Origin of the sequence: Delftia sp. 11MD (assembly GCF_050907895.1) — a bacterium.
In the GTDB taxonomy this organism is placed as follows: Bacteria; Pseudomonadota; Gammaproteobacteria; order Burkholderiales; family Burkholderiaceae_C; genus Comamonas; species Comamonas tsuruhatensis.
Map to the genome: position 1 here is coordinate 2,560,586 of NZ_CP194333.1, position 24,963 is coordinate 2,585,548.

Consider the following 24,963-nt stretch of genomic DNA (forward strand, 5'->3'; position numbering starts at 1 on the left):
GTTTTTCAGCACGATGAAGGCTTGGCAATGACACGTGTGCTCTATGACCTGGATGTGCTGCGCACGTTTTGCACCGGCGTCGAACTGGGCAGTTTTGCCCGCGCCGCGGACAAGCTCGGCCGCTCCACCTCGGCCGTCAGCGCCCAGCTCAAGAAGCTGGAATCCCAATGCGGCACGCCCTTGCTGCGCAAGTCCGGCCGGGGGCTGGTGCTGACGGAGGCCGGAGAAACCCTGCGCGGCTATGCGCTGCGCCTGCTCGAACTCAACGACCGCGCCGTGGCGGCCGTGCGCGGCAGCGAACTGCGCGGCCTGGTGCGCCTGGGCCTGCAGGAAGACCTGGGCGAAAGCGTGCTGCCCCATGTGCTGGGGCAGTTCGCGCGCGCCCATCCCCATGTGCGCATCGAAGCCAGCGTGGCCCGCAGCGATGAACTGCGCGAGCGCATCGCCCTCGGGCAATTCGACCTGGCCCTGCTATGGGATGCGGGCGTGAACCACGCGTGCGTGCATGGGGAGCACATCATGCGGCTGCCGCTCCAGTGGATTGGCCCGGCATCCATGGACGCGGCCGACGCCGGCTGGGCACGCTGGCGCAGTGGTGCAGCGCAGGACGACGACGTGCTGCCCCTGGCCATGCTCGATGCGCCTTGCCCCTTGCGGGACATCGTGACGGCTGCGCTGGACAAGAAGGGCATGGCCTGGCGCCATGCCTTCAACAGTGCCAGCCTGTCCGCCGTCTGGGCCGCCACGGCTGCAGGCCTGGGCCTGTCCGTGCGCACGCCGTTCGGCCTGCCCGCGCACGTCAAGCCGCTGGATGCGCAGGCCCTGGGCCTGCCGGCCCTGCCGTCCATGGATCTGATCCTGGGCCGTGCCACGCTCGATGCGCCAGCGCCCGTGGACCGGCTGGCCAGCATCCTGGTCGATGCGGTGCGCGAGCATATGCGCGCGCAGAAACTCGATATATAGGGCTACTTCTTCGCAACCAGGCCACTGAAGTATTCATTGAGGTCGCGGAAATCCTTCACGGTCCAGGCATGGGGCGGCACCTTCACCCCGTTTTCCCGCAAGGTCCTGGGAATCAGGTCGCCATTGGGGCGAAGAATGACGGACGAGACGATCACGCCCGGATAGTCATGGAGCCTTTTTCTGAACGCGGCGGTCGCCAGGTCGGGGGTGGGTGGATTGCTCTTGTTGGCCAGCGGGCCCGTACCCTTGGCGTCTGCCCCGTGGCACATGGCGCATCTGGACAGGTAGAGCTGCTTTCCATTGCTGTTGTCTGCAAGGCAGGGCAATGCCTGAATGCACAGCGATATTCCCAAGGATACGGCGACGATTGTTTTCATTGACTCGCGGATATTTTTTGGTATGAATCTGATCCGCCGCGATCATATGGTCCTGCACGACCGCCCACGAAAAAGCCCTGCAACGCAGGGCTTGTCAAAGAAGCAGGGCGCGCGCCCGGCTTACTTCTTGGCGTACTCGAATTTGGGCAGCGCCTTCAGCGCGTCCTTGGTGGCGCCGGGCAGCGTGATCTTGTTGTTTTCCACGCGGAACTGGTTCACCGGAATGGCCACGTCATGCTTGCCCATGCCCAGGAAGCCGCCGGCGCCGACGATGGCGTAGGAGACCGCCTTGTCGGGTGCGACGATCACGTCGTCGATCTTGCCCACGGCCTTGCCTTCCTCGTTGTAGACGCTCTTGCCCAGCACGGACTTCTTCAGGCTCCAGCCCGTGGCCACGGCCTGGACTTCGGTGGCCGCCACGCCCAAGGTGGTGGTGCCCGCCACGGGCTGTGCCCAGCTGGTCGAGGCCGTGGCTGCGATCAGCGCGGTTGCGATCAAACCCATCTTCAGCGTCTTGAGACCTGTCATAGAAAACTCCTGGAAAACAAAATTTGAAGCCCTCATTAGGAGCGCAGCCCGGCAGCGGCGAGATCGGAAAACCAAGCAAAGCCATGTCAGCCGATCCAGCGCCACGGTGAGGAGACTGCCTACAGTCGTCCCGCCAATTGCCTGCGTCTGCGCCCGGTATGCCATGGCCAAGGCCCTTCATTTCCCCTGTGCGTATCGATTGCGCTCTTCGACGAATTTCCTGATTTCCGATGCCTCCATGGGCCTGCTGAAATAGTAGCCCTGTATCTCATCGAACCCCAGCGAAACCAGCAGATCGAAGACTTCGGCGCTGTCAACGCCTTCTGCCACAAGGCGGTAGCCAAGGTCCGAGGCCATGGTCATGATGGATTTGAGCACGGCCAGCGCCCGTTCATTGGTATCGACGTCGCAGACCATGGAGCGGTCTATCTTCAATATCTCGGCTGGCAGATTCTTGAGTGACGCAAGATTGGAGTAGGCGGCACCAAAATCATCCAGTGCGACCTGGATTCCGAGTTTTCTGATGTGCTGAAGCGCCTGGACCGTGCCGTGGCCTGTCAGCACATCGCTTTCGGTGCACTCGATCACGATATTTTCCAGGGCAACGCCATATTGACTGCACATGGCGTTGAGGTAGTCCGGAAAATCGACCTCGTCCAGATTGCGCGGCGAGACATTGATGGAGACCTGGAGGTCGAGACTTTCCGCTTTCCAGGCCGCAACCTGCGCCAGCGCCGTTTTGATCACGAACCGCGTCAGGCCATGGATCAACGGGGTGGCTTCCACCAGGGGGATGAATTCGCTGGGCGGGATTTCCCCCATTTCCGGGTGCTTCCAGCGGATGAGAGCCTCCAGCCCCTTGCAGCTGAAACTGCGGTTGTCGAATTTGGGCTGGTACACCAGCCGCAGCTGCCCCTTGTCCAGCGCATGCCCAAAGTCCCGCAATAGCCGATAGGATCTTCGCTGGCGGCTGTCCTCGTTCTCCTCATAGCGGTGAAGTGACCGATGGTCGTGGCCAGCCTGCTGCACGGACACCATGGCCTTGCGAATGACATCATCGACCTCGGCCTGGGCCAGGTGGAACCGCACCACGCCTGCCCGGGGCTGAAGTTCGAACCGGAGATCGGCACTGGTGATGGGCTTTTGCAGGTGTTTCAGCAATTGCCTGACCAGGGCCTCTTCATCTTCTTGCCTGCCTGCGCTGATGATCCATGCAAACCTGGCCAGGCCCACGTGGTACACGGTTGCGTGCGGCCCCGTCATGTCCGTGACGGCCTTCGCAATGTCACGCAGGAGCTGCTCGACATAATTCAAGCCCAGCGCATTGCTCATTTCCAGCAGGCTGCAATGGTTGATCGCTTCCATCAATACCAGGCTGCGTGCCTCCTGCGGGGCCACAATGCAAAGGCTGTTCAGGTCGGACTGGAGCTGCGAGCGATTGTGCAAGCCCGTGACCTCGTCTACTTTTCCAATGCTGTGATGGTATTGGATCTGAGCCTGCACTATCGCAGCCATGGCGGCCAGTTGCCGGCCTTGCTCTTCAGAGAAGGTTCTGGGTCGGGTATCGATGATGCACAGGCTGCCGATGGCATGGCCGGAATTCATGATCAGGGGAACGCCGGCATAGAACCTGATGTTCGGTGGGCCGGTTACCAGCGCATTGCCTGAGAACCTGCGGTCAAGGTGCGTGTCAGGAATCACCATGATTCCTTCGTTTCTGATGGTGTGGTCGCAGAAGGCGTCCGTGCGCAGGCTGCCGTCCATGTCCACACCTACGGGCGCCTTGAACCATTGCCTGTGCTCGTCCAGAACCGTGATGATGGCAATCGGCACCATGAACATCTGGCTGGTCAGCTGGGTGATGCGCTGAAATTCCCGTCTGGCGGTCATGTCCAGGATTTCAGCGGTCTGAAGTCCGAGCAGTTGCTCTTTCTCGGATTCGGTAGTCCAACGGGTGAGCATCGATTTCCTGCCTCAGTGAACCCACATCATGAAAATCCCGCTCCGCTTTGGCCTAAGGAATTACTGAACATCCAGCAGCGGCAACAGCTCCTGCAATTTGGCCAGCGCACCAGGGCCTTCAAGCTTGGAAATCGTGCCCAGATGTTCTGTATCTTCCACAATCACATAGGCCATGGACCACTTGGCGAAACGCCTTTGATCAATGCGCGTTTGCGGGAACATCGGCGTGAAGTTGATATGTCTTTCGTCGCGCGAGATGGACTCCACCAGCAAACCCAATTGCCGTGCCGGCCCTTCGACATACTGAAAGAAACGTTCCCCGTCGAAAACCAGCATGCCCGTGATCCCGGCCGACCCGTTGAACGAGCGTGCGGTCTTGATGATGCCCGCGATGCAGGTGGTGTCGGCCCCTGGTGCCAACTGACTGTGATAGAGGAAGCACTCCAGAGAACTCTCCTGCATAACCTCGCGCCTTTCTGTGTTGTAGGCCGGCGATGGTATGGCCTGCGCGGGACGGTCCACGTAGGTGTGCAACCCGTTGTTGCATATGTAACCATCCCGGCCTCCAGCGCCTGCTGCATCTGGCGCTGGTTAGCCTTGGTCTGCTGATGGGCTGGCCCATCTGCATGGGTATCTGCATGGGTGCATGGGAGCGGCGATGGCAGCCCGCTGGCTGCGGGCGCTCATGGCGAATCAGCCTTTGCGCAAATCTCCCGTACGCACCCGCGCAGCCAGCGGTGCGCAGCATCGGCATGCAGCCTGGGATGCCAGAGCAATGAAACCGTGATCTGCGGCATGGAGACCGGAAGGGGGAAGCTGTGCATTTGCGCGCGCAGGTTGCCGGTGTGTCGTTCGGGAACGCTGGCGATCAGGTCGCTGGCGCGGGCCAGGGCCAGCGCGGTGGAAAAGCCGCCGACGGTCGCAACGATCTGCCGCTGCAGGCCGAGCGCATTCAAGGCTTCATCAATGGGCCCCTTTTCCTGCCCCCGCCGGGACACCAGGATATGCCTGCCGCTCGCATAGCGCGCGGGTGTGATCTCGCCCTGGCTCAGCGGATGGCCCTGGCGCACGACGCCGATGAAACGGTCTCGGAACAGCGCCTGCGCGCGCACCTCCGGACCTATCGTGCTTGCGACAACGCCGGTTTCCAGGTCGACCGTCCCGTCGCGAAGCGGGCCGCTGTCCTTGTTGGTCTTTTGCACGAAGCAAAGCCGTACGCCGGGCGCTTGCTGGCCCACGCGGGCAATGAGGTCCGGTCCGAAATTCTCCACGAAGCCTTCGCTGGTGCGCAGTGTGAACGTGCGCACCAGTTGTCCGAGGTCGGGCTGCCCGGCAGGGCGCAGAACAGCTTCCGTGTCCTGCACCAGCTGGCTGACCTGATCGCGCAGCTCAAGCGCTCGCGGTGTGGGAACGAGACCCCGCCCGGCCCTGACCAGCAGCGGATCGCCGGTGGTCTCACGCAGCCGCGCCAGCGCCCGGCTCATTGCCGACGGGCTCAGCCGCAACCGCTGGGCCGCGCGCGCAACGTTTCCCTCCGCAAGGAGCACATCCAGGGTGACAAGCAGGTTGAGATCGGGCTTCGGCATGGGTTGACCGTAGCACAGCGGGTAGTGACATGGCGTGAAACGCATGAATAAAGTGAGAGCAGTGCGCCTTCCGCCATGCCAGGCACGGCACTAGGCTCCTGAGAACTTGAATATGGGAGTCGCCAAAGATGAAGTCCACGTCGAAACCGATCGGTGCCGGAGCAGGTGGGGCAGGGGCCGGCGGTGCGCAACAGGGGCCGCCGGTCCGGTGGGTGCTGGCCAGCCTTTCGCTGTCCATGCTGCTGTCCTCGCTGGGCACCAGCATCGCCAACGTGGGATTGCCCACCTTCGCGCAGGCGTTCAACGCGTCCTTCCAGCAGGTCCAGTGGATCGTCCTGGCCTATCTGCTGGCCATCACCGCCCTGACCGTCAGCGCCGGCCGGCTTGGCGATGTCCTGGGCCGCCGACGGCTGCTGCTGGCCGGCATCGTCCTGTTCACGCTGGCCTCGGTCCTTTGCGGCCTGGCTCCCAATCTCTGGCTGCTGATTGCCGCCCGGGCGGTGCAGGGCCTGGGCGCGGCCATCATGATGGCCCTCTCCATGGCGCTGGTCGCCGAGACGGTTCCGAAGGCGAGGACCGGTAGCGCGATGGGCCTGCTCGGAACGATGTCCGCGATGGGCACCACCCTCGGTCCAGCACTCGGCGGATATCTGATCGCCGGACCCGGCTGGCGGGCCATCTTCCTCATCAACCTGCCGCTGGGCGTCCTGACATTCCTTCTCGCGCATCGATACCTGCCCGTGCATCGCCAAGGGGCGCAGGCGGATCGGGCGCGCTTCGACCACCTGGGCACCTTGCTGCTCGCTCTGACGCTTGTGGCCTATGCACTCGCCATGACGCTGGGGCGCGCAAGCTTCGGTTCGCTCAACGGGGCTTTGCTGTCGGCCGCGGCCTTCGGCGTCGTGCTCTTCGCGAGGGCCCAGGCGGCAGCCGCATCGCCATTGATCCGATTGGAGCGGTTCCGCGATCCGGGCTTCAGCGCGAGCCTGGCCATGAATGCGCTCGTCTCGACGGTGATGATGGCGACGCTGGTGGTCGGGCCGTTCTATCTGTCTCGCGGGCTCGGGCTTGACGAAACCACGGTCGGGCTCGTGATGTCGGTGGGCCCGTTCATCGCCATCCTGAGCGGTGTCCCGGCCGGCCGTGTCGTCGATCGCCTGGGCGCTGCCCCCATGGTCATCGCCGGACTCATCGCCATGGCGGCGGGCGCATTCGCCCTGTCCGTGCTTGCGGCGATGTTCGGTGTTGCGGGCTACGTTGCCGCCATCGCCGTCCTGACCCCTGGCTACCAGCTGTTCCAGGCCGCCAACAACACGGCCGTCATGGCCGATGTCGCTGCGGACCAGCGTGGCGTGATGTCGGGCATGCTCGGGCTGTCGCGCAACCTCGGGCTCGTCACCGGCGCATCCGTGATGGGGATGGTGTTCGCGTTCGCGTCAGGGACGGCCGACATCGCCGCGGCGCATCCCGGGGCCATTGCCCACGCGATGCGGATCACGTTCGCAGTCGCGGCAGTGCTGGTCGTGGCTGCGCTCGCGATTGCGATTGCGGCTGCGGCCGCAAGCCGCGCTCCCACGACCGGCGCGGCTACACCACGGCAGCGCTGAACGACTCCGGCAGCCGTGCAAGCAGATGGGACAGCCGTTGAAGACCGGCGTGCAGGCGTCCACGGTCCTTGATGCTGCCCAGGGAGATGCGGATGGCATTCACGGATTCGCTGCCGGTGGCGAATGCCTGCGCGGGCGTGACGGCGATGCCCTCGCTGTCGGCGGCACGTGCCAGCTGGGCGCTAGTCCAGTACCCCGGCAGCTCCAGCCATACATGCAGGCCGTCCCCGGCGCCGCTGTACCGCCCCGCCAGGATGTCCCTGGCCATCCGGTGGCGCAGGCGCGCCTCCTTGCGCACGCCGTCCATCAATTGCCCGGCCGAACCATCGAGGATCCACTGCGTGGCCAGCGCGGCCGTCACGGGGGTGGCCATCAGCGCAAAGGACCTGAGCGCCACCAGGAAGCGCTGGCGTTCATGCGGGTCGCGCATGAGCACGAAGGCCACGCGCAGGCCGGGCGTCAGGCATTTGGACAGGGTCGAGATGTAGTACACCTGCTGCGGGGCGAATGCGGCAATGGGCGGCGGCGGGGCGTCGGCCAGCAGCCAGTAGGGGTCGTCCTCGACGATGCGCACCTGGCAGCGCCTGGCCACGCTGGCCAGCTGCTTGCGCCGGCCTTCCGACATGGTGATGGCGGTCGGGTTCTGCAGTGTCGGATTGAGGTAGAGCAGCGCCGGCCTGTGCTCGCGGCAGGCCTGCTCCAGCATCTCCGGCACCATCCCCTGCCTGTCCGCCTGCACCGCCAGGATGCGCCGGCCGAACTGGGCCGCTGCGGCACGCAGGCCGGGATAGCTGGCGGGCTCCGCCAGGATCACGTCGCCCGGCGCGGTCAGCGCAAGAATCAGGGCGGCGATCGCCGCCTGCGCCCCGGGGCAGACAACGATCTGCCGGTCATCCAGACTCCCAAACATCGGCTCCAGCCATTGGGCTGCGGCCTTGCGGTCGGAGTCGCTGCCCCCGCCCAGGTGGTAGGTCATCAGCAGCTGGGCATCGGCCCTCATCAATACCTGTGACAAGCCCTGTTTGAGCATGTCGTCGAAGTCCACGCCCTCGGGCGGCGGCGGGGTGTTCATGCTCAGGTCGAGCACCGAGCTCCATTCGACCTTCGGCGCCGCGACATAGGTGCCTCGCGCGCCGCGTCCCTCCAGCAGGTGGCGCCGCCGGGCCTCGTCGTAGGCGCGGGTGATGGTCGTCAGGTCCACATCCAGCTGCGCTGCCAGCAGGCGCTGCGGAGGCAGGCGGTCACCCGGTTTCAGCGATCCGTCCGCCACCGCTGCCTGCAAGGCATCCGCAATCTGCAGAAAACGGGGGCCGCGCTGCACGGCCAGGCGCGGCAGCCAGCTTGGCAAAGAGTCATCTTGCATGGTTTTCAGCAGCGATGTTGGGGTCCATGTATGGAAATTGCTTTTGGGTAGTATGCGCCACAAGGTGTGGCAGCACCGTGCTTGCATGGCCGTCGCTGACGCTCTGCCTCTCATGTCCGGGAGGGGGCTCCCCACCGTGGACAGTGCCAAGTCATTGGCTGGAAGTTCTCAAAATGATCGATTGGATCCCCGTAGTCTTCGTCACGTTCAAGGCGCTCGTGTTCGGCACGGCCATGTTCTTCGCCATCAAGTGGCATTACGACCAAGGCAAGAAGAAGGGGGCGGACAGGCGCGAGCTGCTCATTGCGGGCGGCAAGATCGCTGCCGTCTTCACGCTGCTGCTGCTGTGCGTGCTGGCCTTCACCTTCGGCCTTGCCAGGATGCTCGGCATGGATCTGAGCCTTCCCTGAGGGCAGGCACTGGCGGGCCTCAGTGCACGGGCCGGTTCAGCCGCCTGCTCGCCCTTGATATCGCGTAGTTCACAAGGCAGTAGAGCACCGCCACCACCAGGTACACGGGCACCAGCGCGTGGTAGTTGGCAATGAGCACCTTGGCGTTCTGCATGAGCTCGCCATAGGTGACGATGTAGCCGAAGGTGGTGTCCTTGACCACGATGACCAGTTGCGCGACCAGCGCCGGCACGATGAAGCGCACCGCCTGGGGGAAGACGACGAACCGGAAGACCTGTACCTCGGTCAGTCCCAGGCTTCGCGCGGCATCGGTCTGGCCGCGTGGCACGGCAAGCACGCCCGCGCGGTAGACCTCGGCCACCACGGCGGCGGTGCTCAGGCCTATGGGCAGGGTCAGCATCCAGTAGGTGCTCAGCTTGATGCCGGCGGCGGGCAGCACCAGAAAGCACACATAGATCAGCAGCAGCGTGGGCGTGCCGCGCAGGAATTCGATGACGGCGACGCTGGGCCAGCGCACGAGCCGGGGCCGCGCCAGGCGCCCCGCCAGCAGCACCAGCCCCAGGGCCAGCGCAATCACGGCGGCCATGGCCGACGATGCCAGCGTGCCGAGCAGGCCCTTGGCCAGAAAGGCCCAGGTGGTGGGCCAGGCGAAGAATTCCCAGAACCGGGCCTCGAGCTGGCCTGCCGAATGAAAGCGCAGCGCGATGCCCGCGGCCAGCGCCAGCAGCAGGGCCGCCGCGATCAGGCTGGCCACCTGCGTGACCCGCCGGGCCTGCGGGCTGGGTGCGCCAAACAGAATGTCTTCCAGAGAACGGCTCATCGCAGTATCCGCAGCTTCTTTTCCAGGATGGCGCCCACCCAGGCAATGACCAATCCGGTGGCCACGTACATCGCGGCGGCCACGGCGAAGGCGGCCATGCCGGCAGCGGAGTCGTTGGCGATCTTGGACACGAGCGCCGTGAGTTCCCGGCCCGCCAGCGGCACCTGGGATGCCAGCGAGGTGGACAGCATCAGCGCAATGAGCAGCGACGTCATCGGCTGCACCACCGAGCGCAGCGCCTGCGGCAAGACCACCGAGGTGATGATTTGCATGGGCCGCATGCCCAGGCTGAGCGCGGCCTCGATCTGGCTGCCGGCAATGGTGTTGATGCCCGCGCGCAGATAGTCCGCCGTGAACGCGGAACACACCAGCGCCAGGGCCAGGACCACGCTGGGCTCATAGTCGATCACGACGTTGAGATCGGGCAGCGCGAACACGATGAAGATCAGCAGCGCCACGCTGGGGATGTTGCGGAAGATCTCGACGTAGCCCGTCAGCACGAAGCGCAGCGGCGGCAGCGGAAGCAACCGGAGCACCGTGACGACCACGCCCAGCAGGAAGCCGGGCAGGAACGAGAACGCGGTGAGCTTCCAGGTCAGCAAGAGGGCCTGCCAGAAGGCAGGCCCGTGGTCGGCGAGGAGCCGGGAGACGTCACCCATCGCTCAGGGCAGGGCGGGCGGCGTGGGAACGGCCGTGCTGCCGGTGCGCTGGCCGATGGAGATGGTCCACAGCTTGGCCCAGGTGCCGTCGGCTTCGATTTTCTTCAGGAAGGCGTTGATGAAGGCCACGCCGTCCGAGCCCTTGGGCAGGCCGATGCCATAGGAATCCTGCGTGCCGAAGGGCGCACCCGCCAGCCGCGCGTCGCCGGTGCCCAGGCTCAGGGTGTTGAGCAGCAGGGTGTAGTCGGTCACATAGGCGTCCACGCGGCCCTGGCGCAGGGAGTCCAGCGCTTCCTGGTGCGTCTGGAACTCCTGCACGACCGCCTTGGGCGCGTGCTGCGCCAGGATGGCAGGCCCCGTGGAGCCGGCCTGCGTGGCGACCTTCTTGCCGCCCAGATCGCTGTACGACTGCACGGTCTTGTTGCTTGCCTTGACCAGCACCCCGGCCTGCGAGGTGTAGTAGGGGCCGGCAAACGAGATCTTCTCGGCACGGGCAGGGGTGATGGAGTAGGTGGCAATCACCATGTCCGCCTGGTTGTTGATCAGCACCTGCTCGCGCGTGGACGAGGTGACCTGCGCGAACTGGTACTTGGAGGCATCGCCCAGGATGTAGCGCGTGAGCAGCTGGGCCAGGCCTGCGTCGAAGCCGCGGATCTTGCCGTCCTTCTCGTTGAGCAGGGAAAACAGATTGGAGGTCTGGGTGCTGCCCAGGCGCAGCGTGCCGGCCTGCTTGATCTTGCTGGCCCAGGTGCTCGATGCGATGGTCGCGGCGTCGGCGACGGGGCCTTGCGCAATCAGGGCGTCGAACGCCGCTGTGTTCAGGGGCGCGCCCTGCGCAAAGAGCGAACCGCTGCCCACGATCGCCAGTGCCACCACGGTGGATTTCAGAATGGATTGGATCGGCATGGGGTCTTCCTGCTGGGTCTGTGATGTAAATCTGGGGATGGCTGCCAGGGGCAAGGGCCGATTATGGCGACTCGCGGCCCTTGCCGCCGCACAAGGGCTCAGGCCCCGGCCACGCGCTGCCCCGGCGCAATGGTGGGGGGCGCGGCGTTGAGCGTCTCGATCGCAAAGCCGGCAGCGGCCTTGTATCGGGCCATGAAGCCCTCGCGCTCCTCGCGTGGCAGCACCTCGTCGATATGGTCGAAGACGCCGCCGCAGCGCTCGTCCACCAGCCCCAGCAGGCCGAAGGGGCCGGCCCCCCGGTTGCGCAGCACCAGCGCCGAGAGGTCCTTGCACAGCTTGTCGTCATAGGCGCGCAGCGCCTGCGGGCCCACGCCGTGGGCAAGGAACTGCGCACCCAGCACGCGCGCGTCCACGATGGCCTGGCTGGCGCCATTGGAGCCCACCGGGTACATCACATGCGCCGCATCGCCCAGCAAGGCCACGCGGCCGTCCACCCAGGTGGGCACGGGGTCGCGGTCGATCATGGGGTACTCGAAGACATCCGTGGCGCCGCGCAGCATGGCCGGCACGTCCAGCCAGCCGTAGTCCCAGCCGTCGAAGTGGTGGATGAATTCCTCCAGCGCCACGCGCCGGTTCCAGTCGCCCTGCCGCCAGCCGCCCTGGTTGTCCACCGTGATCTCGGCGATCCAGTTGATGGTGGCCAGGCCCGTGACGGGGTCCGGCGGCGTGATGGGGTACAGCACCACGCGATGGCGCAGCGAGCCCACGCCCACGAAGGACGCGCCGGTGCGCACCGGCACCCCGGGCGTGGTGCCGCGCCACATGATGGCGCCGCCCCACTGTATGGGCGGCTGCGTGGGGTACATCTGCGCGCGCACGGCCGAGTGCAGGCCATCGGCCGCCACCAGCAGCGAGCCCTGCACCTCCAGCCGCTGGCCATCGCGGGTGTCGATGAGGGCGGTCACGCCCTCGGCATCCTGCCGGTAGCCCACCACGCGCCGGCCCAGCTGCACGGCGTCGTCGCCCAGGCGCTGCCTGACGGCGTTGAACAGCATCATCTGCAGCTGCCCGCGGTGCACCGCGTACTGCGGCCAGCGGTAGCCGGCCTGCAGCCCGCGCGGCTCGGCATACACCTCGTTGCCGTTGCGCCCGACCAGCGCCCATTCCCGGGCCTGCAGGCCGATGGTGTCCAGCACATCGTTGCCGAAACCCAGGTCATGCAGCTCCCGCACCGCGTTCGGCTGCAGGTTGATGCCCACGCCCAGCGGCTGCAGCTGCGCCACCGACTCGAACACGATGCAGGGCACGCCGATCTGGTGCAGCGTGAGGGCAGTGGCCATGCCACCGATGCCGCCGCCGGCAATGAGCACGGGGCGGGATGGATTGTGGTGTGAAGCAGCAGCAGACATGCCGGGATTGTCCATGCAATGGCTGCGGGCGGATGTCCCATCTGCGGCGCGTGCATGGCGCAAACAATGTATGATGATCATCATGCGAAACACAAATTCCAGCGCCCGGGCTTCCGCCAAGGAGGCCACGCATGAGCGCATCGTCTCCGTGGCGGCGCGTGCCATCCGCCGCAGCGGCTATGGCGGCACCGGGGTGGCGGACATCATGAAGGAGGCGGGCCTGACGCATGGCGCCTTCTACGCCCACTTCGCCTCGCGCGATGCCATGCTGGCGGAAGCGGCGGGCAAGGCCTGCGCGGAGTCCTGTGCCGCCGTCGCCGACGTGGTGGCCAAGGCGCCGCCCGGCATGGCGCTGCAGGCCATGCTGGCCGCCTATCTTTCCAAGGAACATGTCCAGCGCGCCGAGTTGGGCTGCCCCCTGGCGGCCCTGGGTTCCGAGACCTCGCGCCAGGCGCCGGAGGTGCGCCGCGTGGCCACGGGCCACATCAAGGAAATGGTCGATCTCATCGCCCGCCAATCACCGGACTGGGGACAGCCCGGTGCCCACGAGCGCGCTCTCGTCACCTTGTCCACCATGGTCGGCAGCCTGCTGCTGGCTCGGGCGGTGGATGATCCGGCCCTGTCCGACAGCCTGCGCGAGGCAGCACTCAAGCACCTGGCGCCAGCCAACCAGTGATGGCGCATGCCCAGTGCATGTGCCAGGATTTTTTTTGCCGTTACATATGATGATCATCATATAAAGGAAGACCATGAAGGCATTTGTTCTGGAAAGCTATGGAGCGAACCGCGCCTTGCAGCTGGCAGACGTACCCGAGCCGCAGCTGCGTGACGACGAAGTCCTGGTCCAGGTCCATGCCGCAGGCGTGAACCAGCTGGACTCCAAGATCAAGGATGGGCAATTCAAGCTCATCCTGCCCTATCGCCTGCCCCTGATCCTGGGCCACGACGTGGCCGGCGTGGTGGTCAAGGCCGGCCCGCGCGTGCGGCAGTTCAAGCCCGGTGACGAGGTCTATGCACGCACGGACGATTTCCGGATCGGCACGTTCGCGGAGTTCGTGCCGGTCAAGGAGTCGTCGCTGGCGCCAAAACCCAAGGGGCTCACGATGGAAGAGGCCGCCTCCATCCCCCTGGTGGGCCTGACGGCCTGGCAGGCACTGGTGGAGACAGCGAAGCTGACGAAGGGGCAAAGGGTCTTCATCCAGGCCGGCTCCGGGGGCGTGGGCACGTTCGCCATCCAGCTGGCCAGGCACCTGGGCGCCACCGTTGCCACCACCACAAGCGCTGCCAACTTCGAACTGGTCAGGGGCCTGGGCGCGGATGTCGTCATCGACTACCGCACGCAGGACTTCGAGGACGTCCTGCACGACTACGACGTGGTGCTCAACAGCCAGGACGGCAAGGCGCTTGGCAAATCCCTGCGCGTGCTCAAGGGCGGCGCGAAGCTGGTCTCCATCTCCGGCCCGCCCGATCCCGCGTTTGGCAGAAACATCGCGGCGCCCGCATTCGTGCGGCTGGTGATGCGGCTGCTCAGCTCCGGCATCAGGCGCCGGGCGCGAAGCCGTGGCATCGACTACTCCTTTGTCTTCATGAAGGCCGACGGCGGCCAGCTGCGCGAGATCACCCGCCTCATCGAGGCGGGCGCCATCCGCCCGGTCGTGGACAAGGTCTTCGCATTCGAATCCACCAACGAGGCCCTTGCCTATGCCGAAGCCGGCCACGCAAAGGGCAAGGTCGTCATCAAGATCCGTTGAATCTGTTTCCCCCCACCCCTGGAGTGCTCCATGAAAATTGAAAACGCTGTTGTCCTCGTCACCGGTGCCAATCGCGGCATCGGCCTGGCCTTCGCACGCGAGCTGCTTGCCCGTGGCGCCCGCAAGGTCTACGCCGGCGCGCGCGACCCCGCCACCGTCACCCAGCCCGGCGTGCATGCCCTGCAGCTGGACGTGAACCGCCCGCAGGACGTGGCCGCCGCCGCAGCGCAGGCGTCGGACGTCACGCTGGTGATCAACAACGCCGGCATCGCGCAGCCCGGCGGCTTTCTGGCGCCCGACAGCGAAGAGGTCGCCAGGCGCATCTTCGAGACCAACTTCTTCGCCGTGCTGCGCATGAGCCAGGCCTTTGCGCCGGTTCTCAAGGCCAACGGCGGCGGGGCCTTGCTCAATGTGCTGTCGGTGGCCTCTTGGGTCAATGGCGGCGAACTGGCCGCCTACTCGGCCAGCAAGTCGGCCGCCTGGTCGCTCACTAACGCCCTGCGCAGCGAGCTTGCAGGGCAGAAGACACAGGTGCTGGGCCTGCACATGGCCTATGTCGATACCGACCTCACACGCGGGCTTGACGCACCGAAGTCCAGCCCCGAGGACATCGTCAGCCGCGCGCTGGACGGACTGGAGGCCGGGCTCGATGAAGTGCTGGCCGACGAGCTCACCCAGCAGGTCAAGCGCGGCATGACGGCGGCCCGGCCAAGCTATCTGCCGCAGGGCGCCTGAGCCTGGATGACCGCCGCAGCCCGTGGCCGGACCATCAACACAGGCCGGGCCATGAAGTGCGCGCCATGGCAGATCCGCAGCCCATGGTCTGGGCCTCGGTACCGGCGTAGTCGGCCAGCGTGTCGGCGCTGTCGCGGATGCTTTGCAGGGCACGGGCCACCACGTCCAGGTGGCGATGGCCCTTGGGGGTCTCCAGCCATGCCAGGGCGAGCTGGGCGATGGCGGAGATTTCTGCACAGCCTTGCTGCACGAGATGGTCCACCTGGGTGAGGGCGTTGGACAGCTGCCGGGTGCTGTGGCTGTCCGTGGTGGGGGAGGGCTGGGCGGGGTTCATGCCATGTCCCTCCGCAGTTGGCCAAGCACAAAGGCCTGGCATGAGGGAGGGGCTGCGCCAAAAGACGGTGCGCAGGCGAGAGAAACGGCGTTCATTGTTCCGTGCTCCATTGCGGGTCGAATCCACAGGCCATCGCATCTGCGTTGACTGATGGATTCGGTGTACCAAGCCTCGCTTTCGGAGAGGCTGTGCCGCTATACGACGGATGTTTTGAAGCATCAGCCCCGGGACAGGGGGCCGGGGCGGATGATAGCGCGGGCGGGGAGGGGAACGCCCCTTTTTTTGGAGGGGGTGAGGCTTGCGAAACGTCCAGTCAAGCGCGGTACGAACGCACAGTCAAGCCGCCAGGGCTGCGCGCCCGCAAGATGGCCGGCAGTGCGCATCCACCCGTGCCACACGCTTGCATCAACATGGCTTTCAGCGCTTGATACACAAGCGCTGAAAGCATTTTTCATGGCCGATCGCGGCTGGGTGGAACACCGCTTCACCCACCCACCCCATCGCCATGAAAACCCTTGCCCTTCGAATTGCCATGCTGTTGCTGACGGCGGCGGCTTCAGTGTCTGCTGGTGCAGTCACGGTATTCGACAACCTGGCAGCCGCCAATGACCCGTGGCTCATCCAGCACAACTCCAGCTACCACACCAAACTGTGGGTGGCCAACCGCATCCCGATTGGCAGCCAGTCGCTGCGCATCACGCAGGTGAAGATGAATCTCACCCAGATCGACCAGTTCGAGCTGCAAGTGTGCGCAACCGACGCCAGCGCCGCCACGCCGTTCGTGGACATGACGGCCTGTGCCCCCTTCACCGCCGACGCGGCCACGCCGGGCATGCGCGTGTTCACGGGCGACCGCATCGTGGCGGCGGGCGACTTTGCCTGGGTGGTGGTGCGCAGCATCGGCCAGACCATGATCCGCCGCCAGATCACCACGGCCACCAACGACGGGCTGACCTGGTATTCAGGCGCGAGCCACAACCCGGCCTGGGTGGCCGAGCCGCAGACCTCCATCGGCATGACGGTCGAGGCCGGCTCCGTGCAGCTCGATGGCGTGTGCGGCAGTGCCAGCAGCACCACGCCTCGCCGTTATCCGCCAGACGCCTTGCTGTGCAGCGTGGGCACGACCAGCGGCGTGATGGGTGAAACCTACTCCTTCTCCTGGGTGTGCCAGAGCAGCTACGGCGGCAACCCTTCGCCGCAATGCTCCGTGCCTCGCGCCTACCTCGTTACCTCCCAGGCCACGGGCGGCGGCAGCATCGAGGCGGGGCGCGATGTAGCGGCGGGGCAGCAGGCCAGCTTCACGCTCACCACGCCACCGGGCTATACGGTGCAGGTCAGCGGCTGCGGCGGATCGCTTGCGGGCAACACCTACACCACTGCGACCATTACCGGCAATTGCACCATCAGCGCCACCTTCGCCCCGCCGCCCACCAATGGCGCGTGTGGCAGCACTGCGCCTTCGCTCACCTTGCCAACCCTCTTGTGCAGCGCCGGTTCGGCCACCAACCAGTCTGCCGCGTCCGATGCCTTCCGCTGGAATTGCTCGGGCATCAGCGGCGGCACCACGGCCGCTTGCCTGGCACCGCGCCAGTACATGGTGACAGTCAACACGGATGCGGGCATTGCCAGCGCACAGTGCACCCCGAACCCCGTGACCCATGGCTCCAGCGCCACCTGCACGGCCACGGTGCACGACCCTGTCGCCCGCCCCTTCAGCGGCTGGGGCGGCGCCTGCAGCGGCACGGGGGCTTGCCAGCCCGTGGTGCTCGGGGCTACCACCGTCTCTGCCAACACGACGCTCATCACCTACGCCATCACTACCACTGCCACCACGGGCGGGAGCATGTCTTGCACGCCCAACCCCGTGCCCCACGGCCAGGCCGCTGGCTGCACTGCCACGCCGCAAACGGGCTTTCAGTTCACCGGCTGGACGGGCGATTGCGCGGGCACGGGTGCATGCCAGTTCACCAACGTGACCAGCGCGCACAGCGTGGGAGCCACCTTCGCGCCGATTACCTACGCCATCGCCACCCCTGCCGTCACCGGCGGCAGCGTGAACTGCACGGCCAACCCCGTGCCCCATGGGCAAGACACCATCTGCGTCGCCTCGCCCGCGATGGGCTACCACTTCACCCATTGGTCGGGCGATTGCGCGGGCACTGCCAGCGCGTGCATTCTCTACAACGTGACCAGCCCGCGCAGCGTGGGTGCCACATTTGTACTCAACACCTATTCCATCGGCATCGTCCCCGCCCCGGCCAACGGCACAGTCACCTGCACGCCCAACCCCGTCACCCACGGCCAGGATGCAAGCTGCACCGCCACGCCCGATGCGGGCTACCACTTCACCAGTTGGTCGGGCGATTGCACGGGCACGGGGGCATGCCAGTTCACCAGCGTGACCGCGTCGCGCACCGTCTCGGCCACCTTCACGCCCAACACCCACTCCATCGCCACCCCCGCCGCCGTCAACGGCACGGTCACCTGCACGCCCAACCCCGTCACCCACGGCCAGGACGCAAGCTGCACCGCCACGCCCAATGCGGGCTATCACTTCACCAGTTGGTCAGGCGATTGCACGGGCACGGGGGCATGCCAGCTCACCAACGTGACCAGCCCGCGCAGCGTGGGTGCCACCTTCGCGCTGAACACCTATTCCATCAGCATCGCCCCCGCCACCACCAACGGCACGGTCACCTGCACGCCCAACCCCGTGACCCACGGCCAGGACGCAAGCTGCACCGCTACGCCCGATACGGGCTATCACTTCACCAGTTGGTCAGGCGATTGCGCGGGGGCGGGTGCATGCCAGCTCACCAACGTGACCAGCCCGCGCAGCGTGGGTGCCACCTTCGCGCTCAACACCTATTCCATCGGCATCACCCCCGCCCCGGCCAACGGCACGGTCACCTGCGCGCCCAACCCCGTCACCCACGGCCAGGACGCAAGCTGCACCGCTACGCCCGATACGGGCTATCACTTCACCAGTTGGTCAGGCGATTGCACGGGCACGGGAGCATGCCAGCTCACCAACGTGACCAGCCCGCGCAGCGTGGGTGCCACCTTCGCGCTGAACACATACCCCATCAGCATCACCCCCGTCACCACCAACGGCACAGTCACCTGCACACCCAACCCCGTCACCCACGGCCAGGACGCAGGCTGCATTGCCACGCCTGGTACGGGCTATCACTTCACCAGTTGGTCGGGCGATTGCGCGGGCACGGGAGCATGCCAGCTCACCAACGTGACCAGTCCGCGCAGCGTTTCGGCCACGTTCACCCACGACCCGGTCGATGCGACCTGCGGCTCAGCGGCCAACGGCGCTGTGGCCTTCAAGCCCAGCGCGAATCTGTGCGCCACGGGTACGCCAGGGACCGTGCTATCCGCCGGCGGCCAACACAAATGGCAGTGCAGCGGTGAATATGGCGGCGCAGCGCAGCAGTGCAGCGCACCGTGGCAGGGTGCGGGCGGCAACGGCAATCTGGGGGCGGTGGAGGTGGATGGCGCGAAAGGCTGGGAGATCAGCAGCGCCGCCTTTGCCTCCACCTTGCCCGCGCCCTTGCCGTCCCATGTGCGTGCGGTGCACGCGCCGCTGGGCCTGGTGCTGGGGCGTGTCGCTGGCAATGCAGATGCACAGGTGACCGTGCACTTCACCACACCAGTGCCGCAGGGGGCCGTTTATTACAAATACGGCCCCAGCCCCGACGGGCTGGGCTGCACCGGCGCTGCCTGCGCGCAGCCGCACTGGTATGCGCTGCCCGGCGCGCAGTTTGCGCCCGACGGCCTGAGCGTGACCTTCACCCTGGCCGATGGCGGCGTGGGTGACAGCGATTCCGTGCCCAACCAGATCACCGACCCCGGCCTGCCCGTGCTGCTGGCCCCGCAGGCCATACCCGCGCTCGGCCCCTGGGCGCTGGCGTTGCTTTCGCTGCTGGCAGCGGGTCTGGTGACGGTGCGTTGCCGAGCGTCGAGCAGTGGTTGCGCACCGCCGATCAGAAAGTGAAGCCTTGGCTTGCAGCGGCAGCAACCCCGCACTGTGGACTGCTGCCCCTTGGTTGACGCTCAGATAGACGGTCGGCAACCACCGTTTTGGTAGGCTTTGAATTTGATGGATAGACAACCAGATACAGGCATGAATTTGAAATTTAAGCGGCTCACTGAAGTTGATCCGGCTCACATTGTTTCGCTGAATAACAATCCAGATGTGCTGCGACAAATGCCGCTTGGAAGTGCGAATTTCGACCTGGCGAAAGCAAATGAATGGGCTCGGCAAAAGGATGCCCAGTGGCAGCAATACGGCTATGGGCCATGGGCGTTTGAAATTGACCAGCAATTTGCCGGCTGGGGCGGTTTGCAGTACGAGGAAGGTGATGCCGACCTCGCTTTGGTGCTTCACCCCAAATTCTGGGGAAGTGGCAAAGCCATCTATCAAGAGATAGTGAAACGTGCATTCACTGGCTTGGGGCTGAGCTCCATCACAATTTTGCTGCCACCTTCAAGAACCAGAATAAAAGGGATTCTCAAGCTGGGATTTCGGCCAGATGGCGCACTGGATATCGAGGGGACTCGCTTTTTGCGCTATCGCCTGCATGCACCCGGCAAACCCGCTTGACCAGATCTTTGAGCAGCGCGTCTTGATCCCGCGCGCTCATACCTTGGCGAGGAAGGCCGCTGCATCACCCGCTTCACACTTCCAGTCTGCGAAGACCCCAACCAGATTGCACTCCACGCAGCGGCAAGCGATGTAGTACCAGCGCACGTCGTGTGTGCCTTCGTACACGGAGACGCCGGACATCAGTTCGAACGTCTCGTTCTCGCACACGCACTCGTGTGCCTCGGGGGCGGCCTCTTCAACATGTTCCGCGCTGTCGCCCATCAGGTGTTCCTGCCCGCAGTCGGTGCAGGTGCGGATGGCCACGCCGGCTTCTTCATCCGTCTGCAGCGCAAAAGTCCGGCACCCGCAATCGCATTTGGACGAGGCAAACCGGACGGCCTCATGGCGATTCGCAACGCTGTAGCTGCGCAGCTCGGCTTGGGTGTCGCCGGACGTTGTCCCGTACCAGAACTCGCCCTTCTTCGTCAGTGCCATTGATACTGTTCCATTCTTCAAGTTGGGCTTCCCGGCAGACCTGACGCCAAGCTTTCCCGATCGTCTGGATTTTGCCTGAAGGCACGGTGAATCTTCGTCAAGGGGCCGGGCAGCTCTCAGCCTCAAGCAGCCGCACCGAATACCGGCTCTACAGCGATGGCAGATCCTGACCGGGCGCACCGCAATCCGTGCGGGGATGTGCGTGTCAGCGTTCCCTGCGCAGCTGTCTGGCACTGGCCAACAGGAATGCGCGCGTGCCCGGCGCGCCCAGCCCATCGAGTGCGCCACCATCTTGCGCGCCCATGGCCAGCCAGGCTTGCATTGCGGCCTGCGCCACCTCCAGATGAAATTCTTTCAGCAGCAGGCGGACAAGCGGTGCCCCCGCCGCAGGGTCTGCGATCTGCCCCAGCGCCATGGCCGCTGCCTGGCGGCGGCGCGCGTTGGGGCTGCTCAGTTGATCGATCAGTGCAGGCACAACCGTCCGGTCGCCCAGACTGCCCAGACGGCCCAAGGCTTCCAATATCTCTTCGGTGGCGAGGTCGGCCTGCAGCGCCCGTATCAGGTCGGGAATCGCCTCGCGCGTGGCTGCCTTCGCCAGCGTTTCGGTGATCAGCCGGGCATCAGCCGGCGATTCGGCTTGCAGCAATGCCGCAGCCAGCGCCGCGCTGGCCTCGGCGCTGGGCGTGGCTGACAGCGACAGCATGGCGGCGTCCCGCAACGGGTTGCGGCGGACCATCAGAGGCGCCAGCAAACCGGCCCCCTGGGGGTCGCGGAACTCGGCAAGCGCCATCACGTAGCGGTGTCGCACGCTGTCGCCGGCTGCCTGGGCTGCAGCGATCAGCGCAGGCAATACGTCAGCCCCTTGCGCTGCCAGCGCTTTGCAGACGTGGTGGACGTATTCGTTGCGGATGCCGGGCATCAGCCCCAGGAGCAGGGCCTGCACCTGGGGGCCGCGAAGATTCTGGCAGGCGTACGCCACGGCGCTGGCATTCCAGTGGTGGGGGTCATCCACCAATGCCTTCGCGAAGCCTTCGAAACCCTCTGCTGAGCCCATCAAGGCCAGCGCTTCGGCCACGCCCACGGCGTCGCCGCCGCACAGCTGGGGCAGCATGGCGCGCAGATGCTGGGCCGCTTCCTGGGGCGCGGTGCGCGCCAGCTGCAGCGCGGCGGCTCGGCGTACCTGCAGCGACGCCGTGCGCAACCCTGCGCGGGGCCACTGCGACTCGCCGGGCCCTTGCAGCTGGGCCAACACCTCGGCCAGCTCGTCGGCATCGCGCGGTGTCCTTGCCTGTTCCAGCGCGGCCATCAGTTCAGGCACGGCTTCCTGCGCCTTCAGCGGGCCCAGCGCCGGTGCTGCAACGGTCACTCCGGCACGCAGCAGTGGCGCGATCGCACGCGTGTCGCCCAACTCGCCAAGCACCTTGACCAGTGCCGTCCTCAGCTCCCGCGGCATCCCGCGGCGCGGGTGTTCAAGCGTCTCGATCAGCGGGACCACGGCTGCCGTATCGCCCAGGCGCCCCAGTGCGCTGATGCAGGTCCCGCGGACTCTGGCGTCCGCATCGTGGAGTCCTTCCATCAGCAGGTCCAGGCAGGCGTGTGTGGATTTCTGGACCACCGCGCTGCACAGCGTGTTGATCACCTCGCCAAAGTCTTTCTTTTTGTCGGTCTCCTCACGCCGCAGCGTGCGGATGGCCTCCAGCAGGTCGGCGATCCAGTGTTCGTCGGCGTGGCTGTGAATGGATGTCGCCGCATACTCGCGCACCGCTGCGCTGCGGTGGCCCAAGGCCTTGAACAAAGGCGCCCGGGCCTGTGGCGAGGAGATACGGCCCAGGTACATGCAGCCCGAGCAGGCTTCGTCAACGCTCTTGGACTTGGCCATGCGCAGGTACAGGGGCAGTGCCTCATTGGAGGGACGGATCAACAAGGCCTGCCTGGCCGCGTCAGCCACCTTTGCGTCTTCGTCCAGCGTCGCGCTCACCAGGAGCGCGGGAGCGCGGTCCGCCAGCTCCAGCAGTGCATTTCGGGCCAGGGGCAGCTGATTTGCCGGCGCGGACCTCATGAATGTCGTGATGGCCTCGAAAGCCACTGCGGGGGCAGCGCAGGACAGCGCTTGCAGCGCCAAGAACACATCGACGTTTTTTGTGGAACTCTGCAGCTGGTCTGCGAGTGCCTGGCTTGGGTTGTCGTTCATAAGTACTGGAAGGGCCGGTCCGGATTGCCCTGGTTCTGCTTGTCCGAGAAGACCACCAGCACAGGCTCGTCTGGCGCGCCCTGCATCATAGGTGCCGCCCCAGGGCCGCCACTGGACAAGTCGTCCACCGGTCGACCGGCCGGGCAGGCCTTGGCATCCGGCCGCTTTTGGCCGACCCCATCCGCCCGATCACCTTGTCCCACCATCCACCCACGCCATCCCCGCCCCCCGGTTCACATGCCGCTGCCTGCCCACGACAAACTCCGAATCCAGCGTGGCCAGTGCGACGGAGATCCATGCGCCTTCTTCGTAATGCTGGCTGTGCCATGACAGCGATGAGCCGCATTGCTGGCAAAAGCAGCGCGTGATGCCGGGCGATGAGGCAAAGGAGCGCAATTGCTCCTGGCCCCGGGTGAAGACAAGGTCCTTTGCCGGCACGCTGCCGTAGGTGGCGAATGCGGCACCGTGGGCCTTCTGGCAGATGCGGCAGTGGCAGTGCGAGACGGCCTGGGGCGTGGAGCGCAGTGCATAGGCGATGGCGCCGCACAGGCAGCTGCCGGTCAGGGCAAGAGGGGGGCTATCCGGGGCGTTGCTCATGGTCGGGCGGGCACGAAAAAAGGCGCATGCCATTGTGCATGCGCCCCAATGCCGCGACAGGGATGCGCGGCAACCCCAGGAGTCATCCGTTTCGTCAGTCGCCGATGACCTGCAGCCCGCTGCCGTCCCCATGCGCCTGCAGGCACATTCTTCCGAGGTCGTTGAGAAAACGCAGCACCGGCATCTCGCCCACGCAGGCGGGGATGGCGGCCATGATGTCGTTATGCAGTTCCAGCAGCTGGTCCGAGGCCACGAACATGGCGGCGGATTCGCCGTAGTAGTGCCGCCAGAAGTCCTGCAGCAGGCCGTGGCGGGCCTTGCCGACGACCAGGGGATAGCCGTTTTCCCAGACCTGTGCGTCCATGGAAAGGCTGGCCAGGCCAGGGTCAACGGGCCGCGCGCTGGCGGGGATCAACAGTACACGTCGCATGTCCATGCTCATTTGCGGTTTCCAGGTGCGCCAGTGGACTTGGGCAACCCGGTCCGGGAGGAGGGTGAGAGGTCCTTGCCGCAGGCGGCAGGAACCGGTTCCCACTTTATTGACGTGTGCACAACAAGAAAATTACAGCTGATTACATACGGCGAGCGATGCGCCGTGTGCCTGCCGTTCTCCGTTGCAGTTCGCCGTTCAGGCGCTGCGCGCCCCGCCCTCGATCTCGAACGCAAAGTCCCCGAAGCGCAGGCTGCCGCGCCGCCGCTCCACCAGGGCCGGCAAGGCCGCGCATTCGGGCAGGGCGCTGAGGATCTGGTGCTTGGCGCGGAAGATCTGGATGTTCACGTACGACGAATCCACGCCCAGCATGCGCGAGAGCGCGTCGAGCTCTATCCAGCCCTGGCTTGCGGGGGCCAGGCCCTTGTGGGCGTCCTGCTGGCGCACGCGGGCCAGGGTGACCAGGGTGTAGTGGTGTATGCGTTCACCCAGCGCGATGGGCTTGCCGTCGCTCATGACGGTCAGGCTGGCGTGCTCCTCGTTCTGGCTGACGTGGAAGCGAAAGGACACGTCCGGCGGCTTGGGCGCATGCGGGTCGAAGCTGCTTTCCCGCGTGGATTCCAGGTCGTCGCATTGCACGAATTCCCAGCTGCCTGCGGAGGTGTGGACCATGGCGCCGTCCACCAGGGGCTCGGTGCCGTCGCCGGACTCCAGCAGCCAGCGGCCGTCTTCGAAGAAGACGTTGGCTTCGGGCTCCTGGGCGTCGGGCAGCAGGGTGCCGCGCGGGTTCAGGGCCAGGGGGGCGTCCTGGGGCAGGCCCGGGCCGGGGCTCAGGCAGGTGACGGGCGGTCCCAGGTCTTGCACGGTCCAGGCCGCTTCTGCGCCTTCGCCCATGCTGAGCCTGGCGCCCACGGTCAGTACGGTCCAGCGGCCGGCGACCAGGCGCACGCCGTTGAGCATGGTGCCGTTGCGGCTCTGGTCCACGATTTCCCAGGTCTGCCGGTTCCAGCGGAACAGGGCGTGGACCTGGGAGACGTCGGGCGCCTTCATGACGGTCTGGCAGACCGAAGGGTGGCGGCCGAAGGTATGCAGGGGCCGCAGCACGACGATGCTGCCGTCGAGTTGGTTACGAAAGAGGGCCATCGCCTCGAATTCTCCTTGGGGCTTGTGTGAACAGGGGGTGGGCTGGGGGCGCATTGGCCCGGAGCCGGCAGCCTGTTGCCAAGCCGAGAGAGTACATGCC

Annotated in this window: 24 protein-coding genes; 8 read left to right on the forward strand and 16 right to left on the reverse strand. The window is 65.8% G+C overall.

The window, feature by feature from the left end; all coding sequences use genetic code 11:
• Window positions 1-27 precede the first annotated feature (27 nt).
• Window positions 28-963, forward strand: a complete 936-nt coding sequence (locus ACRSCF_RS11565; protein ID WP_016446398.1) for a LysR substrate-binding domain-containing protein — start codon at window positions 28-30, stop codon at window positions 961-963.
• A 2-nt stretch (window positions 964-965) separates the two neighbouring features.
• On the opposite strand, the gene ACRSCF_RS11570 is transcribed toward ACRSCF_RS11565, so the two are convergent.
• The 5 genes from ACRSCF_RS11570 to ACRSCF_RS11590 form a co-directional block, all read right to left on the reverse strand.
• The gene (locus ACRSCF_RS11570) at window positions 966-1,340 is read right to left on the reverse strand and encodes a c-type cytochrome (RefSeq protein ID WP_016446397.1); all 375 of its coding nucleotides are present in this window, start codon (window positions 1,338-1,340) and stop codon (window positions 966-968) included.
• 120 nt (window positions 1,341-1,460) lie between these two features.
• Window positions 1,461-1,868: a PRC-barrel domain-containing protein gene (locus tag ACRSCF_RS11575; protein WP_016446396.1), complete on the reverse strand. Its 408-nt coding sequence runs from the start codon at window positions 1,866-1,868 to the stop codon at window positions 1,461-1,463.
• A 177-nt stretch (window positions 1,869-2,045) separates the two neighbouring features.
• Entirely contained in the window at window positions 2,046-3,830 is a 1,785-nt protein-coding gene (locus ACRSCF_RS11580) for a putative bifunctional diguanylate cyclase/phosphodiesterase (RefSeq protein ID WP_034366744.1), read from the reverse strand.
• A gap of 60 nt (window positions 3,831-3,890) precedes the next feature.
• The gene (locus ACRSCF_RS11585; protein WP_223275322.1) at window positions 3,891-4,364 is read right to left on the reverse strand and encodes a BLUF domain-containing protein; all 474 of its coding nucleotides are present in this window, start codon (window positions 4,362-4,364) and stop codon (window positions 3,891-3,893) included.
• Window positions 4,365-4,513: 149 nt separating this feature from the next.
• Window positions 4,514-5,416, reverse strand: a complete 903-nt coding sequence (locus ACRSCF_RS11590; RefSeq protein ID WP_034366741.1) for a LysR family transcriptional regulator — start codon at window positions 5,414-5,416, stop codon at window positions 4,514-4,516.
• A gap of 128 nt (window positions 5,417-5,544) precedes the next feature.
• Here ACRSCF_RS11590 and ACRSCF_RS11595 point away from each other — a divergent pair, with 128 nt between their 5' ends.
• On the forward strand, window positions 5,545-7,023 hold the full coding sequence (locus tag ACRSCF_RS11595; RefSeq protein WP_034366738.1) for an MFS transporter: 1,479 nt from the start codon (window positions 5,545-5,547) through the stop codon (window positions 7,021-7,023).
• Here ACRSCF_RS11595 and ACRSCF_RS11600 read toward each other — a convergent pair.
• Entirely contained in the window at window positions 7,004-8,386 is a 1,383-nt protein-coding gene (locus tag ACRSCF_RS11600; protein WP_244388057.1) for a PLP-dependent aminotransferase family protein, read from the reverse strand. The genes ACRSCF_RS11595 and ACRSCF_RS11600 overlap by 20 nt on opposite strands.
• Before the next feature lie 173 nt (window positions 8,387-8,559).
• Here ACRSCF_RS11600 and ACRSCF_RS11605 point away from each other — a divergent pair, with 173 nt between their 5' ends.
• Window positions 8,560-8,796, forward strand: coding sequence for a hypothetical protein (locus tag ACRSCF_RS11605; protein WP_016446390.1), 237 nt, complete (start codon window positions 8,560-8,562; stop codon window positions 8,794-8,796).
• A 19-nt stretch (window positions 8,797-8,815) separates the two neighbouring features.
• Here the strand turns inward: ACRSCF_RS11605 and ACRSCF_RS11610 are convergent, their stop codons facing one another.
• The 4 genes from ACRSCF_RS11610 to ACRSCF_RS11625 form a co-directional block, all read right to left on the reverse strand.
• Complete coding sequence (locus ACRSCF_RS11610; RefSeq protein WP_017404316.1) at window positions 8,816-9,616, reverse strand: amino acid ABC transporter permease; 801 nt, start codon at window positions 9,614-9,616, stop codon at window positions 8,816-8,818.
• Window positions 9,613-10,275, reverse strand: coding sequence for an amino acid ABC transporter permease (locus ACRSCF_RS11615; protein ID WP_244388058.1), 663 nt, complete (start codon window positions 10,273-10,275; stop codon window positions 9,613-9,615). The genes ACRSCF_RS11610 and ACRSCF_RS11615 overlap by 4 nt, the downstream gene beginning before the upstream one ends.
• Before the next feature lie 3 nt (window positions 10,276-10,278).
• The gene (locus ACRSCF_RS11620) at window positions 10,279-11,181 is read right to left on the reverse strand and encodes a glutamate ABC transporter substrate-binding protein (RefSeq protein ID WP_016446387.1); all 903 of its coding nucleotides are present in this window, start codon (window positions 11,179-11,181) and stop codon (window positions 10,279-10,281) included.
• Window positions 11,182-11,279: 98 nt separating this feature from the next.
• Complete coding sequence (locus ACRSCF_RS11625; protein WP_244388059.1) at window positions 11,280-12,590, reverse strand: flavin-dependent oxidoreductase; 1,311 nt, start codon at window positions 12,588-12,590, stop codon at window positions 11,280-11,282.
• 70 nt (window positions 12,591-12,660) lie between these two features.
• Between ACRSCF_RS11625 and ACRSCF_RS11630 the strand changes: the two genes are divergently transcribed.
• The 3 genes from ACRSCF_RS11630 (at window position 12,661) to ACRSCF_RS11640 (ending at window position 15,076) form a co-directional block, all read left to right on the forward strand.
• Window positions 12,661-13,266, forward strand: coding sequence for a TetR/AcrR family transcriptional regulator (locus tag ACRSCF_RS11630; RefSeq protein WP_034366735.1), 606 nt, complete (start codon window positions 12,661-12,663; stop codon window positions 13,264-13,266).
• Between the two features lie 73 nt (window positions 13,267-13,339).
• Window positions 13,340-14,341 (forward strand): NADP-dependent oxidoreductase, encoded by a 1,002-nt coding sequence (locus ACRSCF_RS11635; RefSeq protein WP_034366730.1) that lies wholly within the window; start codon window positions 13,340-13,342, stop codon window positions 14,339-14,341.
• Between the two features lie 30 nt (window positions 14,342-14,371).
• Window positions 14,372-15,076: an SDR family oxidoreductase gene (locus ACRSCF_RS11640; RefSeq protein WP_016446383.1), complete on the forward strand. Its 705-nt coding sequence runs from the start codon at window positions 14,372-14,374 to the stop codon at window positions 15,074-15,076.
• A 34-nt stretch (window positions 15,077-15,110) separates the two neighbouring features.
• On the opposite strand, the gene ACRSCF_RS11645 is transcribed toward ACRSCF_RS11640, so the two are convergent.
• Window positions 15,111-15,410, reverse strand: a complete 300-nt coding sequence (locus ACRSCF_RS11645) for a hypothetical protein (protein WP_016446382.1) — start codon at window positions 15,408-15,410, stop codon at window positions 15,111-15,113.
• A gap of 532 nt (window positions 15,411-15,942) precedes the next feature.
• On the opposite strand from ACRSCF_RS11645, the gene ACRSCF_RS11650 reads away from it, so the two are divergent.
• Complete coding sequence (locus ACRSCF_RS11650) at window positions 15,943-19,416, forward strand: IPTL-CTERM sorting domain-containing protein (protein WP_244388060.1); 3,474 nt, start codon at window positions 15,943-15,945, stop codon at window positions 19,414-19,416.
• A gap of 129 nt (window positions 19,417-19,545) precedes the next feature.
• Window positions 19,546-20,025 (forward strand): GNAT family N-acetyltransferase, encoded by a 480-nt coding sequence (locus tag ACRSCF_RS11655; RefSeq protein ID WP_074931903.1) that lies wholly within the window; start codon window positions 19,546-19,548, stop codon window positions 20,023-20,025.
• A gap of 36 nt (window positions 20,026-20,061) precedes the next feature.
• Here the strand turns inward: ACRSCF_RS11655 and ACRSCF_RS11660 are convergent, their stop codons facing one another.
• The 5 genes from ACRSCF_RS11660 to ACRSCF_RS11680 form a co-directional block, all read right to left on the reverse strand.
• Window positions 20,062-20,502: a hypothetical protein gene (locus ACRSCF_RS11660; protein ID WP_034366122.1), complete on the reverse strand. Its 441-nt coding sequence runs from the start codon at window positions 20,500-20,502 to the stop codon at window positions 20,062-20,064.
• A gap of 205 nt (window positions 20,503-20,707) precedes the next feature.
• Window positions 20,708-22,693 carry a HEAT repeat domain-containing protein gene (locus tag ACRSCF_RS11665; protein ID WP_034366124.1) on the reverse strand — a complete coding sequence of 662 codons (1,986 nt, stop codon included), beginning with the start codon at window positions 22,691-22,693 and terminating at the stop codon, window positions 20,708-20,710.
• 189 nt (window positions 22,694-22,882) lie between these two features.
• Entirely contained in the window at window positions 22,883-23,290 is a 408-nt protein-coding gene (locus ACRSCF_RS11670; RefSeq protein ID WP_016446377.1) for a GFA family protein, read from the reverse strand.
• A 94-nt stretch (window positions 23,291-23,384) separates the two neighbouring features.
• A complete protein-coding gene (locus ACRSCF_RS11675; protein ID WP_223275358.1) occupies window positions 23,385-23,720 on the reverse strand; it encodes a hypothetical protein in 336 nt (111 codons plus the stop codon).
• A 198-nt stretch (window positions 23,721-23,918) separates the two neighbouring features.
• Window positions 23,919-24,863 carry an FHA domain-containing protein gene (locus tag ACRSCF_RS11680; RefSeq protein ID WP_016446376.1) on the reverse strand — a complete coding sequence of 315 codons (945 nt, stop codon included), beginning with the start codon at window positions 24,861-24,863 and terminating at the stop codon, window positions 23,919-23,921.
• Window positions 24,864-24,963: the final 100 nt, after the last annotated feature.